Here is a 16956-nt window from a genome sequence, read left to right as displayed (position 1 = left end):
AACACGCAGATCTCCCGAAGTAGCCGCATGGGGACTTATTCCGATCTCAAGGCGTCTTGTCGTGCCGCGCGGCCCCATTATAATGATTGAAATCAAATGAGTCCTTTCTAGGGCAGTTACTCGGAGGCAGGATGTCTAGAGGGTGGTCAAAGGCTGAGGTAGAGGCAACGATTGCAGATTATCTGGATATGCTCTGCTTGGAGTTGGCCGGCAAAAAATATAGTAAGACTGAGCACCGCAGGAACCTACAGCCTAAGCTCAATGGTCGCAGTGAAGGTGCCATTGAATTAAAGCATCAGAACATAAGTGCGGTGATGATAGAAATGGGTATTCCATATATTAATGGCTACAAGCCACGCACTAACTACCAACGCTCGCTATTGCCGGAAGCCGTATTTAATCTTGTTTCAAAAAGGGACGCCCTGCATAAGATGTTAGACGTCGAGGTGGAAAAAGCCCCAGTGGCTTTGTCTCGGTTTAACGTTGATGGTGTGTTAGAGGACCCACCCAAGATAGGCAAGGTAGGCGAAGTGAAGGCTAACTACCTGGTGAGCAAAGTCAACTATTTGGAGCGAGAGGCTCGTAACCAAGCCATCGGCGACTTTGGGGAGGCATTTGCGCTCGCCTATGAAAAAGAAAGGCTAGAGAAGTTAAGTAAAGGTTTTTTAGCGGATCGGATCGAACATGTTGCGCAAACTGTAGGCCCATTAGCCGGGTATGATATTCGTTCTTATAACGCCGATGGCAGCGATAGGTTTATCGAGGTGAAAGCCACGAAGTACGGGAAAAGTATTCCGTTCTTCGTCACATCGAATGAATTGAAATTCTCAAGGGAAAACTCCAATAATTACCACTTGTACCGAGTGTTTGATCTACAGGCCAACCCTAGGATGTTTCATTTGAGCGGTAACTTGGAAAGTGTCTGCAACCTTAAGCCAACAGAGTTTATGGCAGTAGTGGGCTGAGTTGCCACATAAGCCTTGAAGCCGGGGCTGGTCCCACCATCCTGAGGAGAGGGGAAAACGGGGCAGAACCGCCCCGTTTTCCGTTCTGTTATCTCTTAGGCGAGTGCCTGGTGCATAAAGTCCTGCACTTGCCGTGTCAGCCGCTGCTTGTGGGCGTCGTCGATAAAACTGGCCTCAATGGCATTGAGGGTAAATTGTGCCAGTTCTTGCGGCGTCAGTGCATGGCTATTGGCTACCGCCTGAAAGTTATCGGTCATGTAGCCGCCAAAGTAGGCCGGATCATCCGAGTTGATGGTCACACAGACATTTCGGCGCAGCAGTTCAACGATGTTGTGCCGATCCATATGGTCAAACACCTTCAGCTTGGTATTGGAAAGCGGGCAAACGGTGAGGGGCACGCGACGTTGGGCCAGTTTCTCCACCAAGGCCGAATCGTCCACACAGCGCACACCATGATCGATGCGTGAAATGCTCAGCAGCTCAAGGCTGTTGTGAATGTTCTCAACCGGCCCTTCTTCTCCGGCATGGGCCACGGTCAGAAAGCCGTGACCAATCGCCTCCTGAAACACGCGCTCAAATTTCTCCGGCGGATGGCCCAACTCCGACGAGTCGAGGCCGACGGCCACAATTTTGTCCTTGTGCGGCAGTGCCATGCGCAGGGTGTCAAAGGCGCTGTCTTCGTCCAGGTGGCGCAGAAAGCACATGATGAGGTGACTGCTGATGCCCAGCTGCTCCCGGCCGTCACGCAGTGCCCGGTCAATGCCGTTGAGCACGGTGTCAAAGGCAATGCCCCGCTCGGTATGGGTTTGCGGGTCAAAGAAGATTTCGGTATGGATGACGTTATCTGCCTGGCAACGCAGCAAATAGGCCCAGGTCAGATCGTAAAAGTCCTGCTCGTGGATCAGAACCCTGGCACCCTGATAGTAGATGTCGAGGAAGGATTGCAGGTTGCTGAACTGATAGGCGGCGCGCACGGCTTCCGGCGTGTTAAACGGCAGGGCTATCTGGTTGCGTTGCGCCAGCTCGAACATCATTTCCGGCTCCAGCGTGCCTTCGATGTGCAGATGCAGTTCAACTTTCGGGAGTTGCTGAATAAAGGTGGTTTGGTTCACGCTTGTGTCTCCATTCAAGGGATATCAACAAGCGCTTTTCTCTTGCCTGACTATTGACGATGTACAAAGAGAAAAGCGCTATGCACTTTCTCTTCGTAATCTGGAATTTACGGCTCCAGGTAGAGACCCTCACCCCTTATCAGTGAGGTTATACGAAGCATCGGCGTTGCCGATAGGAAGCCATTGTAGCCATACCGGAACCGCCATGCCAATAGGTGGTCAGCGGTAAAGTAGCTGAAGCGTTTGAAGCCGAAAAAATGGCACCAGGGCTAACCCTGGTGCCATTCTGAGTCGTGAGGAAAGTGGGGGAGTTTTTTCTCATCCCTTACTCCTCACGTTCAACGTCTTACTTGCGCGTCGCGGCCTTCATCTCTTTTACAAAGGCGGTGAGGGCGTCGAGCATGGCCTGGGGCTGGTCCAGGTGCTGTTCAATGATTTTCACCACGGCGGAGCCGGAGATGGCGCCGGCGGCACCGGCGGAAATGGCATCGCGCACCTGTTCGGGGCTGGAAATACCAAAGCCGAGCAGGGACGGCGGCGCATTGAATTTGGCCAGGGTGGCCAGCAGGGTGTCTACCGGGGTGCCGGCTTTGGTTTCGGTGCCGGTCACGCCGGCACGGCTCAGCAGGTAGGTGTAGCCGGAGCCCATTTCCGCCACGGCCTTCAGGGTGGCCTCACTGCCGTTGGGCGGCGCGATATAAATGCTCTCAATGCCGGCCTTGTCGGCGGCGGCCTTGAACGGCGCGGCCATTTCCAGCGGCACATCGGCCACCAGCACCGAGTCTACGCCGGCCTCGGCGGCGCGGGAGTAGAAGCTGTCTACTCCGGGCGCATACACCAGGTTGGCGTACACCAGCAGGCCAATGGGCAGCTCGGGGTATTTTTCCCGCACCTGTTTGAGCATGTCAAAGCAGGTCTGGGTGCGGGTGCCGGCATTGCGGGCACGCAGGGTGGCGGCCTGAATGGTGGGGCCGTCGGCAATGGGATCGGAGAAGGGAATGCCCAGCTCCAGGGCATCGGCGCCGCCGGCCACCAGGGCATCAATCACCTTGAGCGAGTGCTCGGGGGTAGGGTCGCCCAGGGTCACGAAGGGCACAAAGGCGCCTTCGTTGCTGGCATTCAGTCGCTCGAACAGGCGGTGGTAGCGGCTCATTTGATTTCTCCTTTTTGCTCCAGAATATCGGCCACGGTAAAGATGTCCTTGTCGCCACGACCGGACAGGTTAACCACCAATACTTGTTCTTTTTCCGGCTCGGCCTCGGCCATTTTCAGGGCGTAGGCCAGGGCGTGTGAAGATTCCAGCGCCGGAATAATGCCTTCGTTGCGGGCCAGGGCCTGAAAGGCGTCGAGGGCTTCGTCATCGGTCACCGACACATACTGGGCCCGGCCGGTGGTGGCAAGAAACGCGTGCTGGGGGCCGACCGAAGGAAAGTCGAGGCCGGCGGAAACGGAGTAGGACTCTTCCACCTGGCCGTCTTCATCGTGCATCATCAGCGACAGCATGCCAAAGAACACGCCCTTGGTGCCTTCACCCAGGGTGGCGCCGTGCTCGCCGGTGTGAATGCCCTTGCCCGCCGGCTCCACGCCGATAAGTTTGACGCTCTCTTCCTCAATAAAGTCGGCAAACAGGCCAATGGCGTTGGAGCCACCGCCCACGCAGGCGATCACCGCATCGGGCAGGCGCGCTTCGTGCTCCACAATCTGTACCTTGGCTTCTTCGCCAATCATGCGCTGAAATTCCCGCACTATGGTGGGGAAAGGGTGGGGGCCGGCGGCGGTGCCCAGCAGGTAGTGTGCCTGCTCATAGTTGGCGGCCCAGTCGCGCAGCGCTTCGGTGCAGGCGTCCTTGAGGGTGGCGGAGCCGGAGTGCACCGGAATCACTTCGGCGCCCATCAGCTTCATGCGGAAGACGTTGGGCTTTTGCCGCTCGCAGTCCACCGCGCCCATGTATACCCGGCACTTGAGACCGAGCAGGGCACAGGCCAGGGCGGTGGCCACGCCGTGCTGACCGGCGCCGGTTTCGGCGATGATCTCGGTCTTGCCCATGCGCTTGGCCAGCAGTGCCTGGCCCAGTACCTGGTTGGTTTTGTGGGCGCCGCCGTGCAGCAGGTCTTCCCGCTTCAGGTAGATGCGGGTCTTGGTGTTGGCGGCCAGGTTGCGCACGCGAGTGAGCGGAGTGGGGCGGCCGGCGTATTCCGCCAGCAGCTCGCGAAATTCGCGGTCAAATTCCGGATCCTGCTGGGCGTCCACAAAGGCCTGCTCCAGTTGCAGCAGTGCCGGCATCAGGATTTGCGGTACATACATGCCGCCGAAGTCGCCGAAAAAGGGGTTCAGTAAGCTCATTTTTGTGTCCTGCGTCCGTAATGTCTGAGGGTGGCAAAGGCGGCCTTGAGTTTGGCTGCGTCTTTCTGGCCGGGGGCGCTTTCCACGCCGGAGTTAAAGTCCAGGCCGCGACAGCCCTGGCTTGCCGCGGTGGCGGCGTTGTCGGGAGTGAGCCCGCCCGCCAGCATGGCATTGGCCTTGTCGATGTCGTTTAACAGTGCCCAGTCAAAGGCCAGCCCGGTGCCGCCACTCTGGTTGCCGGATTTGGTATCAAACAGCAGCCGGTCGGCATTTTTCGGCAGGGCCGGCAGTTCGTTGCTTACCGCCACCGCTTTCCAGATGGCCACGCCGGGCAGCCGGGCCTTGAGTTCGGCGATGGTGGCATCGTCCTCAGAGCCGTGCAGCTGCACCGCAGCCAGGCTCAGCTCGGTGGCGGTGGTGACAATATTCTCCACGGCGTGATTCTGAAACACGCCCACATAGTGGAGCGGGGCGGCGGCCATGATAGTGCGCGCCTGGTTCACATCCACACAGCGGGGGCTTTTGGCCACAAAAATCAGGCCGCCATAGACGGCGCCGGCCTCATGGGCGGCGGCGGCGTCTTCCGGACGTGTCAGGCCACAGACCTTGTTGTCGCCCAGGATCAGCCGGCGTACCGCCAGGTCCAGATCGTCTTCGGCCATCAGCGAGCTGCCCACCAGAAAGCCGTCGGCATGGGCAGAAAGCGCCTTGGTCTGGCCGTGGTGGTGAATACCTGACTCGGAAATGACCACGCGGTCGTCGGGGATCAGCGCCGCCAGCCGTTTGGTGCGGTCGAGATCGATGGAGAGATCCCGCAGATCCCGGTTGTTGATGCCAATGACTTTGGCACCCAGTGCCAGGGCGCGGGCCACTTCGTCCTCGTCGATCACTTCGGTGAGCACGCCCATGTTCAGCGACTCGGCCACTGCAGCCAGCTCGGCATACTCTTCGTCATTCAGTACCGACAGCATCAGCAGAATGGCGTCGGCGTTGTGATGACGGGCCAGCTTGATCTGATAGGGGTCGATAATGAAGTCCTTGCAGATCACCGGCTGGGTGACCTGATTGCGCACCTGGGTGACAAACTCAAAGCGACCCTGAAAGTATTTTTCGTCGGTCAGCACCGAAATGGCCGAGGCGTAGCGGCCATACACGCCGGCAATGGCGTCCAGGTCAAACACTTCCCGAATCAGCCCCTTGGAAGGGGAGGCTTTTTTGCACTCCAGAATAAAGGCCGGTTTGCCGGCGGCCAGGGCCTCGGCAAAGGGGCGATCACTGGGGGTGAGGCCAGCCTCAAAGCTCGCCAGCGGCTGGCTTTGCTTGCGTTCCTGCACCCAGATTTTTTTGTCGGCAACGATTTTGCCGAGCACCGTATTCAGCATTGACTCAACTCCGCCAGTTGTTTAACCACGCCCATGGCATGGCCGGATCTTAACACGGACAGCGCCCGCTCCACGCCCTGCTTGAGGTTTTCCACCTGGCCGCTCATCAGCAGCAGCGGCGCCACGTTCATGGCAATCACGCTCTGCTGGGCCAGGGTACCTTCACCGGCCAGCAGGGCCTCGGTAATGCGGCGGTTTTCCGCCGGCTCGCCGCCCACAATGGCGCTGATGTCGTGGCGCTCCAGCCCCAGCTCTTCGGGGGTGATGTCATATTCGCTGATGGTGTCGCCATTGATCTCGGCAATGTGGGTGGTGCCGTGAATGGCAATTTCGTCCAGGCCGCTGCCGTGTACCACCATGCCGCGGGTCAGACCCATGGCCACCAGGGTGTCGGCAATGGGGCGCACCAGCGCCGGGCTGTATACCCCCAGCACCATAAAGCTGGGGCGCGCCGGGTTGATCAGCGGGCCCAGCACGTTAAAGATGGTGCGGGTTTTCAGCGCCTGGCGCACCGGCATGGCGTGGCGAATGCCGCCGTGGTAGTGGGGGGCAAACAAAAAGCACACATTGGTCTTGTCCAGGCAGCGACGGGCCTGTTCCGGGCTCAGGTCCAGGCGAATGCCCAGCTGCTCCAGCAGATCGGAAGAGCCCGATTTGGAGGACACGCCCCGGTTGCCGTGCTTGGCCACCTTGATGCCGCAGGCGGCGGCCACCAGCGCCGAGGTGGTGGAGACGTTAATGGTGTTCATGCCGTCGCCGCCGGTACCTACTATGTCGCAAAAGGCGTAGTCGGGGCGCGGAAAGGGTCTGGCGGCGGCCAGCAGGGCGCTGGCGGCGCCGGCGATCTCATCCGGGGTTTCGCCCTTGATTTTTAATGCGGTCAGCAGGGAAGACAGCACGATCGGGTCCATATCGCCGCTCATCACCTGCTCAAACAGGGCGTGGGCCTGCTCACGGCTGATGTGTTCGCCCCGGTAAAGTTGCTCCATGGCCTGGCTCATGCGGCGTTCTCCTTGTTGGTAATACATTCCAGACTCTGGGCCAGCAGGCGCGCCCCGTCCGTGGTCATGATGGATTCGGGATGGAACTGAAAGCCCAGCACCCGGTTGGCCTTGTCCTGTACCGCCATGGTCATGCCGTTGAAGTCGGCAATCACCTCAAGGCCGGCGGGAATGTTGCTGCCCACCAGGGAGTGGTAACGGGCCACCGGCAACGGGTTGGTCAGGCCGCTGAACACGCCGTTACCGCTGTGGCTGATCAGCGAGCTTTTGCCGTGCTTGATTTCGCCGGCGCTTTCCACCGTACCGCCGTAGTGCTGCACCAGGGCCTGATGGCCCAGGCAAATGCCCAGGATGGGAAAGCGGCCCAGGCATTCTTTAATCAGCGCGGGCATATTGCCGGCGTCGGCGGGTTTGCCCGGACCGGGGGAGAGTACCAGCACCGGGTTCTCTGCCCGCTCCATGGCGGTGAGCAGTTGGGCCACCGGCACGGTGTTGCGGTAAATGTTCACCGTGGCGCCCAGGGCGCGGAACTGATCCACCAGGTTGTAGGTAAAGGAGTCGTAGTTGTCGAGCAGGAAAATGGTCTGGCTCATGAGCTCACCTCCGCCAGTGTGGTGCCGTGGGAAAGGGCGATGGCATTGAGCACCGCCGCCGCCTTGTTGCGGGTTTCGTCGGCTTCCGACTGCGGGTTGGAGTCATACACCACGCCGGCGCCGGCCTGCACATGGGCCTGGCCGTTACTGACAAAGGCGGAGCGGATCACGATGCAGGTGTCCATATCGCCGAGGCCGTTCACATAGCCCACGGCACCGCCGTAGCTGCCCCGGCGCTGGCCTTCCACCTCGCGTATCAGCTCGCTGGCGCGAATTTTGGGGGCGCCGGTGAGGGTGCCCATGTTCATGCAGGCCTGATAGCCGTGCAGGGCGTCGAGATCGGCACGCAGTGTGCCCACTACGCGAGACACCAGGTGCATCACATGGCTGTAGCGATCCACGCTCAGCAGATCCTTGACATAGCGGCTGCCGGGCTCGCTGATGCGGGCAATGTCGTTGCGGGCCAGATCCACCAGCATCAGATGCTCGGCGGTTTCCTTTTCGTCCTGGCGCAGATCCAGCTCGATGCGGCCGTCCAGATCCAGGTTGATGCTGCCGTCCGGGTTAAAGCCCCGGCGGCGGGTGCCGGCGATGGGGTACATTTCCACCTGGCGGTTGTGATGGTCAAACTTCACCGAACTCTCGGGGCTGGCGCCGAACAGAATGAAGTCTTCATCGTTCACATAGAACATGTAGGGGCTGGGGTTGGTCTGCTTGAGCTTGCCGTAGGCCGCCAGCGGGCTGGGGCAGGGCAGGGTGAAACAGCGGGACGGCACCACCTGAAAGATGTCACCCGCGACGATATTGCCCTTGAGCCGCTCCACGTCGGCGCGAAATTCGGCATCGCTCTTGCTGGCTGTGACCTTGCCGCTCAGGCCGGACTCGGCCTCGGGGCTGGCATGACGCTCGCCACAGGCGGCGGCCAGCGCGTTCAGGCGGGCCTGCAGCCGCGCCTGCTCGCCGGCATCAAAGGCGCAGGCGGCCAGATGGCACTGCTCCTTCACGTGATCCAGGGTGATCAGGGTTTCCGCCAGATAAAAACAGAAGTCGGGGCAGTGGTTGATGCCCTCGGCCACCTCGGGCAGGCGCTCAAAGGAGGCAATCAGGTCGTAGGCAAAGGTGCCGCCCATAAACAGGTGCTGCTGGCCCTTGTCGGCGGTAAAGCGGGTCAGAATAAGCCGAATGGTTTCCAGCACAGAGGGCGCTTTCAGCCGGCTGTCTTCATCCTGGTCGGCATCGGCCTCTGCCAGGGTCACGGTAAGCTGGGTGTCGGTGCGTTCGCCCCCCAGCTCACTGGCTATCAGCTCAAGGGCGGGCAGGCCGTTGGCATTGAGGGCGGTGAGGGTCACTTCCCGGCTCCGGCATACCAGACGCACACAGGCGTCGAGCATCAGCAGGCTTTGGGTGCCCGCCTTGGTGTCGATTTCGGCGGATTCCAGCAGCAGGCTGTTGTCGCCGGGCCGGCTGAGGGCGGCGTATAACGCCAGAGGATCATCGGTGTAGGGTGCATCTTGCAATAAAACGTGGAGCTGACCTTGCGCCATGGGGTATTCCTTATGTGTTAATGCTGATCATCAGGGATCTGTCTGATGACCTGGCTGGCAATGTCGTCGTCGGTGACGGACGCGAATGCCGGTTGCTGAACAGGCCGGTTTTCGGGTTGCCATCGCCAAAAAATGAAAGAGGTCGGTTTCATCGCATCACCTTTTACTGGATAATAAAAAAGCCCGCAGAGTTGCGGGCTTTTATGTTCGCTGAGACTGTTGAATGAATACAGCAAATCACACCCGCTTCAGGGAGTGTGCCACCACCAAATGGTCAGAGTGGAAGTTTGCTGCAACATGGCGCTCAATCTCGCTAATCGAAAAACTGGGTACAGTTAAACGATATTTGCGGTGCCAAGTCAAGCCCGACCACAGGATTTTTTATGCGCATTGACCTGCACAGCCATTCCACCGCCTCCGACGGCAGCCTGAGCCCCGGTGAACTGCTGGCCCGGGCCGCCGAAAAGGAGGTGGATGTGCTGGCGCTGACCGACCACGACACGGTGGCGGGGCTGGCCGAGGCGCAGGCCGCCGCCGACGAGCACGGTATCCGGCTGGTGACCGGGGTGGAAATCTCGGCGCTGTGGCAGCACAAGGAAATTCATGTGGTGGGCCTGAACCTGGATCCGGCTCACTCAGGGCTTACGCAGCTGCTCGCCGACCAGGCCGCCCGTCGCGATGCCCGCGCCCGGCTGATGGGGGAGCGGCTGGAAAAGGCCCGTTACCCGGGCGCCTATGAGGGCGCCAGGGCCATTGCCGGCGAGGCCGCCATTACCCGTACCCACCTGGCGCGCTGGCTGCTGGCGCAGGGCGCGGCCGACTCCATGGGCAAGGTATTCAAGAAGTTTCTGAGCCGGGGTAACACCGGCTATGCGCCGCCGGACTGGTGCTCCCTTGAGGAGGCCATCGACACCATACAGGCGGCCGGCGGGGTGGCGGTGCTGGCGCACCCCACCCGCTACGATTTATCGAACAAGTGGATTCGCAACATGCTCACCGCCTTTGCCGGGGCCGGTGGCGATGCCATGGAGGTGTCCATGGCCCAGCAAAGTCCGCAGGAACGTGCCACCCTTGGCAAGTGGAGCAAGGAATACGGCCTGGCCGCGTCCGTGGGCTCCGATTTTCATTTTCCCAGCCAGTGGCGGGAGCTGGGCCGCCAGTTGTGGCTGCCCAAAGAAGCCACTCCTGTGTGGGAGCGCTTTCTGTAAATCATTCCGGGAGGAATCATGAGTCAGTTTTTTGAAATTCATCCAGACAACCCCCAGCCACGGCTGATCAACCAGGCCGTGGCCATTGTGCGCCAGGGTGGGGTGGTGGTGTATCCCACCGACTCGGGCTATGCCATCGGCTGCCTGGTGGGCGACAAGAACGCCATGGAGCGTATCTGCCGCATTCGCCAGATCGACAAGGACCACAACTTCACCCTGGTGTGCCGGGATCTGTCCGAGCTGTCCGCCTACGCCCGGGTCGACAATACCGCCTTCCGGCTGATGAAAAACAACACGCCGGGGGCCTACACCTTTATTCTGCGGGCCACCAAGGAAGTGCCCAAGCGGCTGCAGAACCCCAAACGCAAGACCATTGGTCTGCGCGTGCCGGATCACGCCATCAGCCTGGCCCTGCTCGAGGCCCTGGGCGAGCCCATGATGTCCTGCAGCCTGATTTTGCCCGGCGAAACCGAGGCGGAATACGACCCCTTTGAAATCCGCAACCGGCTGGAAAAGGTGGTGGATCTGATTATCGACGGCGGGGTGATCGATTCAAAGCCCACCACGGTGGTGGACCTGTATGACGACACCCCGGTGATCGTGCGCGAAGGTGCGGGCGATCTCACCCCTTTTGAATAAGTGAACATCATGACTGAAAAACTGCAAAAAGTGCTGGCCCGGGCCGGCAAGGGCTCGCGCCGGGAAATCGAGGGTCTGATCAGCCAGGGCCGGGTGAGCGTCAACGGCAAGGTGGCGGTGCTGGGCGACCGGGTTACCGGCAGTGAGCAGATCCGGGTAGACGGCCATCTGGTGGAAACCCAGGCCGAAAGCGACATCGTGTGCCGGGTGCTGGCCTATCACAAGCCGGAAGGCGAGGTAAGCACGCGCAAGGATCCGGAAGGCCGCCCCACGGTATTTGATCGCCTGCCGCGGCTGCAGGGTGCGCGCTGGGTAGCGGTGGGCCGGCTGGACGTGAACACCTCCGGCCTGCTGCTGTTTACCACAGACGGTGAGCTGGCCAACCGGCTGATGCACCCCCGCCATGAAATCGACCGGGAATACGCGGTGCGGGTGTTTGGCGAAGTGGACGAGGCCATGCTGCAACGGCTGCGCAAGGGCGTGATGCTGGAAGACGGCGAGGCCCGCTTTGAAACCCTGAAATACACCGGCGGCGAGGGCATGAACCTCTGGTTCCACGTCACCCTGAAGGAAGGCCGCAACCGGGAAGTGCGCCGCTTGTGGGAGTCTCAGGGCGTGCAGGTGAGCCGGCTGATGCGGGTACGCTACGGCAAGATTGAGATGCCCAAGAACCTGCCCCGGGGCGGCTGGGCCGAGCTGCCCCTGGAGCAGGTGAACTACCTGCGCAAGGAAGTGGGCCTGCCGCCGGAGCAGGAAAGCAAGGTGGACGTGAACGCCCCGGATCGCTACAAGCAGGTGGCCCGCATTCGCAAGGCGGTGCGCAAGCACAACACCCGGGTCAAGGGCGCCGGCACCGGCGCGGCCCCGAAAAAGCCGGCACCCACCGGCTCCCGCGGCCAGGGCCCCAAGCCCGGCCAGCGGCAAAAGCGCAAGACACGGATGTAAGCCTGTAGGCCCCACTTTAGTGGGGCGACAACGAGGTAACATTTTGATATGTCTGCCCGAATAAATTCGGGCCTACAAAAAAACGGTGCCGGGGTTAACCCCGGCACCGTTTTTGCTTCCAGCTGTGTGTTCAAAGTTCGCTGGCAAATTCCTTTCGGGAAAACGCCACCCGTTCGTCCGGGGTCATGGTGATTTTGCGGCCGAGCTTTTCAATCTTGCGCAGCCGCGGCACCAGCCCGGCGGCGTTGGCGGTCTGAATCGCCAGGCCGGGGCGGGCGTTCAGCTCCAGCAACATGGGCCCCTTGTGCTTGTCGAGCACCATGTCGGTGCCGATGTAGCCCAGCCCCGACATCTCGTAGCAGGACGACGACAGGTTGAGCAGCTGCTCCCAGTAGGGCACCTTCAGCTCAAACAGATCCCGCCCGGTGTCGGGATGGTAGCGTACCGGCGCGTTGAACTGCACCGCCCGAATGGCCCGGCCGGTGTTGATGTCGAGGCCCACGCCCACGGCGCCCTGGTGCAGGTTGGCCTTGCCGTCCGACGCCTGGGTGGACAGCCGCATCATGGCCATGATGGGAAAGCCCCGGAACACGATCACCCGGGTGTCGGGCACGCCTTCGTAGGAGAAGCCGTCGAACACATCGTCGAAGTTGATCAGGGCTTCAATCAGCGCCACGTCCGGTTTCCCCCCCAGGGAGTAGAGTCCGGCCAGAATATTGGACACATGGCGTTCCAGATCTTCGATGGTCTCGGCCTTGCCGCTGGGTTTGGTAAAGCGCTGGCGATCGTGATCCACGATCACCGTAATGCCCTTGCCCCCCGAGCCCTTGGCGGGCTTGATGCAAAAGCCCGGCCAGTCCTTGACCATGTCCCACAGCCGGGACACCTGGTGCTGGTACTCGATCACCCCCACCAGATCGGGCACGGTCACGCCGGCATCCAGGGCGATTTGCTTGGTCTTGAGCTTGTTGTCCACCAGCGGATACAGCCGTCGCGGGTTGTAGCGGCTGATATAGGAAATATTGCGCCGGTTCATGCCCATAATGCCGTGACGGCCCAGCTCAAAGGGCGAGGCGTATTTGGCCAGCAGGTTCTTAATCATGTTTCAGCTCGTCAACCAAAGGCTTGAAGCGCTTGAGTTCGGTCAGGCGATAGCCGGTGTAGTTGCCCAGCAGCAGCACCGCCGCCATCACGATCAGCTGTAATCCGAGGAAGTTGAAGGTCAGGTGACGGATCAGCTCGTTGTTCATGGCCAGGAAGGCCATCACCGCCACCACCAGGGAGCCGCCGCCCTGCTTGAGCACTTCCTTGGGGCCTTCCTCTTCCCACAGCACCGACATGCGTTCTATGGTCCAGGCCAGAATGATCATGGGGAAGAAGGTGATCTTCATGCCCTCGGTCAGGCCCAGCTGGTAGGCCACGATACTGAAAAAGCCGATCATGCCGATGACCATGATGATCACCGCCGAGATGCGCGCCACCAGCAGCAGGTTGAGGTGCGACAGGTAGGAACGCAGCACCAGACCGGTGCCCACGATCAGCAGAAAGCCCACCAGGCCGGTCAGCAGGCTGGTCTGAATAAAGGCCATGGCGATCAGCACTGGCATAAAGGTGCCCGAGGTTTTTACCCCCACGATAATGCGCAGGAACACCACCGCCAGCACCCCGATGGGGATCAGCAGAATGCCCTTGAACAGCGCCTGCTCTTCCAGCGGCAGGTTGTAGAGCGACACGTTGATCCAGTCGGGCTGGTCAAACTTCTTGGCCAGGGCCACGTTCACCGGCTGCTCCTGCTCCAGCATGGAGAAGCTGACCCGGGAGTTGCTGCCGCCCACCAGATCCAGCACCGGGGCCGAGTGGTATTCCCACAGCAGCAGGTTTTCCTGCAGGCCCTGATCGCCGGTAGCCGGGTTGAAAATCTGGTAGCGTTCGCCGTCGTACACCTGCACCACGTCCACCAGCGGCTGGCGCCGGCGGCCGTCTTCCAGTTGCAGGCCCTTCAGCAGCCGGGCCGGTACGCCGGCACGGTGCAGCATTTCCAGCAACAGCGGGCCGGCCGACTTGTGCTGGGCCAGCAGTTCGGCATTCTGGCCACCGTTGTTCAGCTCCTTGAGCAGCTCGCGGGTAAAGGTAATGTTGTCGGACGAGCGCTCCCGGGCCAGGGTCAGCACCTGATCCATGGCGGTGGCATAGGGCTCGGCCACTTCCACCGTGGGGATCTGGGGCGGCGCATTGCCGATGGGGCCCTTGGCAAAGGGGTCGAGCATCATGTCGACCTTGTAATACAGCTCCTGATGGCCGGTGGCGGAGCGAATGGACCACTCGGCCCGGGTGCCGCCCTCGGTTTGCACAAACGACAGGCCATAACCGGGAGAGGCGGCGGACTCGTTCATCAGGGTAAAGCCGGGCTGACTGCCGGGCACCGCCAGCGAGGCCTTTACCGGCCGGCCGTTGGCCTCGAACTCCACCTTGGCTTCCACCGACCAGATCTGGCGTTTCTCGCCGGGCAGCCAGGGCACCTCATACACAAAATGGCGGTGCAGCATGAGGGCCAGCCCCACCAGAAACAGGGCCGCCACGATCAGATAAAAGGGTTTGCGAGAGTACATGGACTTTACTCGTTAGAAGTTTTGGGGCGCTTGGGCTTGCCCTGCACATTACGGCGGGCGATATCAACCACGGCGATGTCTTTGAGAAACTCACGACCCAGCAGCACCGGGTAGGTCATCTGGGAGCGGTCGGTGAGGGTAAATTCGGTTTTTTCCGACAGCCGGCCCAGACGCAGGGTCAGCTCCACCACCGGGCGGCGCTCGGTCTCCTCGGCGGAGGCCTGGCGAATGCGCACATAGCGTACCAGCGGCGCTTCCACCGGCAGTTTTTCATCCACGCCCTCGTGGGCCATGTTGAAGCTCACCCAGGGCTTGCCGTCGCGCTCAAATTCGGTAATGTCCTGGGCGCTGAGCGACGAGGTGGTGGCGCCGGTGTCGATGCGCGCGGGGAACATATCGTTGACCGCGTCCAGCCACACGCTTTCGGTTTCGCCCACCACCAGCTTGCCGTCCCGGGTTTCGTTGTCGGGAGTGCTGGCGGGCTCACTTTCGCTGGCCGGGGCGGGCGTGGCCGCCGGCGGCGCCGCTTTCATCTGTTTTTTCAGGTTGCGGATTTCCTGCTGCAGGGCAGTCATAAAGGCATGGTGACTGGTGCTGAGCCGCGAGTTCTGCTCTTCCATGGCGGTGACCAGACGGCTTTCCTGCTCGGCCAGCGCCGCCGCCAGCTCGGGGCCGGACACGGGATCGGGCCGGGGCTCGGGCTCGGATAACTGGCCGGCGCAGGCGCTCAGCAACAGGGGCATCAGCAATGACAGGGCCGCTTTGTTCATCCTTTACTCTCTTGTGGTTTGTGTTGCGGGTCTACCGGCTTGTTGGCGATGATGATGGCACGCTTGGGAGCCGGGTATCCTTCAATGGTTTTGCCGGGGTCGTTCGGATCGAGAAAGTCCGCCAGCGATTCGTTGCGCATCCAGTCGGTGCGCCGTTGTTCGTCCTGGGTGGTAATGCTTTCATCCACCACCCGAATATGTTCAAAGCCGCATTTGGCGAGCCACCCCACCAGGGCCGCCGAGCTTGGAATAAACCAGACATTGCGCATCTTGCCGTAGCGCTCGCCTGGCACCAGCACCTGATGTTCATCGCCGTCGATCACCAGGGTTTCCAGCACCAGTTCGCCACCGTCACGCAACTGGGCCTTCAGTTGCAGCAGATGATCGACGGGCGAACGCCGGTGGTAGAGCACGCCCATGGAAAACACGGTGTCAAAGGCTCGCAGCTCGGGCAGCGCTTCTATGCCTAAGGGTAATACCTGGATCCCTTTAAAACCATTGGCGAAGTGCCTGATGGCCTCGAACTGGCACAGAAACAGCTGGGACGGATCTATGCCCACCGCCATTTCGGCGCCGTCGCCCATCATGCGCCACAGGTGGTAGCCGCTGCCGCAACCCACATCCAGCACATAGCGGTATTTCAGCGGGCTGATGTGGGGCCTGAGCCGCTCCCATTTCCAGTCGGAGCGCCACTCGGTGTCGATATGAATGCCGTGCACCTCGAATGGCCCCTTGCGCCAGGGGTGAAACTGGCCCAGCAGGCTTTCGATTTTTTTCTGCTCTCCCGCCGACACCTCGCCGGGCTGGCCGATGGCCACCCGGTCTGTCAGCTCGATGCGGTTGGTGTGAATGCGGGGCAGTTTGTGCAGGGCCCGGCTCCAGCGCGCCAGATCGCCATGCTGATGCTGCTTTTGCCAGTCGTGCAGCTGGGCGGGCAGACAGTGCAGCCAGTGGCTGAGCCGGGTCTTGGCAATCTGCTGGTAAAAGTCGCTAAAGTCGATCATTTGATGGCCACCATGGAGCCGAAGTTAAAGCACTGGAACCACATGTCGACGTGGGCAAAGCCAATGTCCTTGAGCCGGGCCTTGTGCCGCTCGGGGGAGTCGGGGCGCAGCACGTTTTCCAGTGCGGTGCGTTTCTGGCTGATTTCCAGCTCGCTGTAACCGTTGGCGCGCTTGAAGTCGTGGTGCAGATCGATCAGCAATTCGTTGACGGTGTCGTCTTCACTGACAAACTTTTCGCTCAAAATCAGCACGCCGCCGGGGTTGAGGCCGGCATGGATTTTGGTGAGCAGGGCTTCGCGTTTTTCGGGCGCAATGAATTGCAGGGTGAAGTTGAGCACCACCACGGAGGCATGTTCAATGGCCAGGTCGCAGATATCCGCTTCCAGCAGCTCCACTTCCACCCCGGAGCGAAAGGCGGCCAGATGGTTGCGGGCCCGCTCCACCATGGCGGCGGAATTGTCGACCGCCACAATGCGGCAGCCGGGCTGGCTCAGGTTGCGGCGCATTTCCTGCGTGGCGGCACCCAGCGAGCAGCCCAGATCATAAAGCCGGGTATGGGGCTGGGCAAAACGGGCCGTCATCATGCCGATGGCGGAAATGATATTGGAGTAACCGGGCACGGATCGCTTGATCATGTCCGGAAAGACGTCGGCGACCCTGTGGTCAAAGCAAAAGTCGCCCAGCCGGGCAATGGGCGCGGCGAAGATGTGATCTTTTTCTTGCATGGTGTCGTGAATACTGAACTCTGGCTCACGGCCGTATTGCCGCGGTGAATGGCGGGTATTGTAAAAGAAGCGTAATGGGTTGTCTTGGTGAGCACCATTGAGTGCGACAAATTCTT

Annotated in this window: 16 protein-coding genes and 1 riboswitch; of the genes, 4 read left to right on the top strand and 12 right to left on the bottom strand. The window is 60.8% G+C overall.

Translation table 11 applies throughout. The features are described from left to right. Positions 1-131: 131 nt before the first annotated feature. Positions 132-965, top strand: a complete 834-nt coding sequence (locus tag PU634_RS09760; RefSeq protein WP_306760606.1) for a protein NO VEIN domain-containing protein — start codon at positions 132-134, stop codon at positions 963-965. 95 nt (positions 966-1060) lie between these two features. Here PU634_RS09760 and PU634_RS09755 read toward each other — a convergent pair whose 3' ends face one another. From PU634_RS09755 to PU634_RS09725, 7 genes are all read right to left on the bottom strand, one after another. Then, a complete protein-coding gene (locus PU634_RS09755; RefSeq protein ID WP_306760605.1) occupies positions 1061-2077 on the bottom strand; it encodes an adenosine deaminase in 1017 nt (338 codons plus the stop codon). A gap of 76 nt (positions 2078-2153) precedes the next feature. Next, positions 2154-2253, bottom strand: a riboswitch (purine riboswitch). 170 nt (positions 2254-2423) lie between these two features. Continuing rightward, a complete protein-coding gene (gene trpA, locus PU634_RS09750) occupies positions 2424-3230 on the bottom strand; it encodes a tryptophan synthase subunit alpha (protein ID WP_306760604.1) in 807 nt (268 codons plus the stop codon). Then, positions 3227-4420: a tryptophan synthase subunit beta gene (gene trpB / locus PU634_RS09745; protein ID WP_306760603.1), complete on the bottom strand. Its 1194-nt coding sequence runs from the start codon at positions 4418-4420 to the stop codon at positions 3227-3229. The genes trpA and trpB overlap by 4 nt, the downstream gene beginning before the upstream one ends. Then, positions 4417-5802, bottom strand: a complete 1386-nt coding sequence (gene trpCF / locus PU634_RS09740) for a bifunctional indole-3-glycerol-phosphate synthase TrpC/phosphoribosylanthranilate isomerase TrpF (RefSeq protein ID WP_306760602.1) — start codon at positions 5800-5802, stop codon at positions 4417-4419. The genes trpB and trpCF overlap by 4 nt, the downstream gene beginning before the upstream one ends. Continuing rightward, positions 5796-6803: an anthranilate phosphoribosyltransferase gene (trpD, locus tag PU634_RS09735; protein ID WP_306760601.1), complete on the bottom strand. Its 1008-nt coding sequence runs from the start codon at positions 6801-6803 to the stop codon at positions 5796-5798. The genes trpCF and trpD overlap by 7 nt, the downstream gene beginning before the upstream one ends. Then, positions 6800-7396 (bottom strand): aminodeoxychorismate/anthranilate synthase component II, encoded by a 597-nt coding sequence (locus tag PU634_RS09730; RefSeq protein WP_306760600.1) that lies wholly within the window; start codon positions 7394-7396, stop codon positions 6800-6802. The genes trpD and PU634_RS09730 overlap by 4 nt, the downstream gene beginning before the upstream one ends. Beyond that, positions 7393-8940 (bottom strand): anthranilate synthase component 1, encoded by a 1548-nt coding sequence (locus tag PU634_RS09725; protein WP_306760599.1) that lies wholly within the window; start codon positions 8938-8940, stop codon positions 7393-7395. The genes PU634_RS09730 and PU634_RS09725 overlap by 4 nt, the downstream gene beginning before the upstream one ends. A 383-nt stretch (positions 8941-9323) precedes the next feature. Between PU634_RS09725 and rnm the strand changes: the two genes are divergently transcribed. Genes rnm through rluB form a run of 3 tightly spaced genes read left to right on the top strand, consistent with a single transcriptional unit; the run spans position 9324 to position 11732 of the window. Next, on the top strand, positions 9324-10148 hold the full coding sequence (gene rnm, locus PU634_RS09720) for an RNase RNM (protein ID WP_306760598.1): 825 nt from the start codon (positions 9324-9326) through the stop codon (positions 10146-10148). Between the two features lie 18 nt (positions 10149-10166). Continuing rightward, on the top strand, positions 10167-10787 hold the full coding sequence (locus PU634_RS09715; protein ID WP_306760597.1) for an L-threonylcarbamoyladenylate synthase: 621 nt from the start codon (positions 10167-10169) through the stop codon (positions 10785-10787). 9 nt (positions 10788-10796) lie between these two features. Then, on the top strand, positions 10797-11732 hold the full coding sequence (gene rluB / locus PU634_RS09710; protein ID WP_306760596.1) for a 23S rRNA pseudouridine(2605) synthase RluB: 936 nt from the start codon (positions 10797-10799) through the stop codon (positions 11730-11732). A 130-nt stretch (positions 11733-11862) separates the two neighbouring features. On the opposite strand, the gene PU634_RS09705 is transcribed toward rluB, so the two are convergent. The 5 genes from PU634_RS09705 to cmoA are packed head-to-tail and all read right to left on the bottom strand — an operon-like array spanning position 11863 to position 16840. After that, the gene (locus PU634_RS09705; protein WP_306760595.1) at positions 11863-12834 is read right to left on the bottom strand and encodes an alpha-L-glutamate ligase-like protein; all 972 of its coding nucleotides are present in this window, start codon (positions 12832-12834) and stop codon (positions 11863-11865) included. Then, positions 12827-14341: an inactive transglutaminase family protein gene (locus PU634_RS09700; protein WP_306760594.1), complete on the bottom strand. Its 1515-nt coding sequence runs from the start codon at positions 14339-14341 to the stop codon at positions 12827-12829. Before PU634_RS09700 ends, PU634_RS09705 begins: the two co-directional genes overlap by 8 nt. A gap of 5 nt (positions 14342-14346) precedes the next feature. Further along, positions 14347-15111 (bottom strand): ATP-dependent zinc protease family protein, encoded by a 765-nt coding sequence (locus PU634_RS09695; RefSeq protein WP_306760593.1) that lies wholly within the window; start codon positions 15109-15111, stop codon positions 14347-14349. Next, positions 15108-16115 carry a tRNA 5-methoxyuridine(34)/uridine 5-oxyacetic acid(34) synthase CmoB gene (gene cmoB, locus PU634_RS09690; RefSeq protein ID WP_306760592.1) on the bottom strand — a complete coding sequence of 336 codons (1008 nt, stop codon included), beginning with the start codon at positions 16113-16115 and terminating at the stop codon, positions 15108-15110. Before cmoB ends, PU634_RS09695 begins: the two co-directional genes overlap by 4 nt. Then, positions 16112-16840, bottom strand: a complete 729-nt coding sequence (cmoA, locus tag PU634_RS09685) for a carboxy-S-adenosyl-L-methionine synthase CmoA (RefSeq protein ID WP_306760591.1) — start codon at positions 16838-16840, stop codon at positions 16112-16114. Before cmoA ends, cmoB begins: the two co-directional genes overlap by 4 nt. Positions 16841-16956 lie beyond the last annotated feature (116 nt).

It is taken from the genome of Oceanimonas pelagia (assembly GCF_030849025.1).
GTDB classification, from domain to species: Bacteria; Pseudomonadota; Gammaproteobacteria; order Enterobacterales; family Aeromonadaceae; genus Oceanimonas; species Oceanimonas pelagia.
This window is presented reverse-complemented; position numbering and strand designations above follow the sequence as displayed.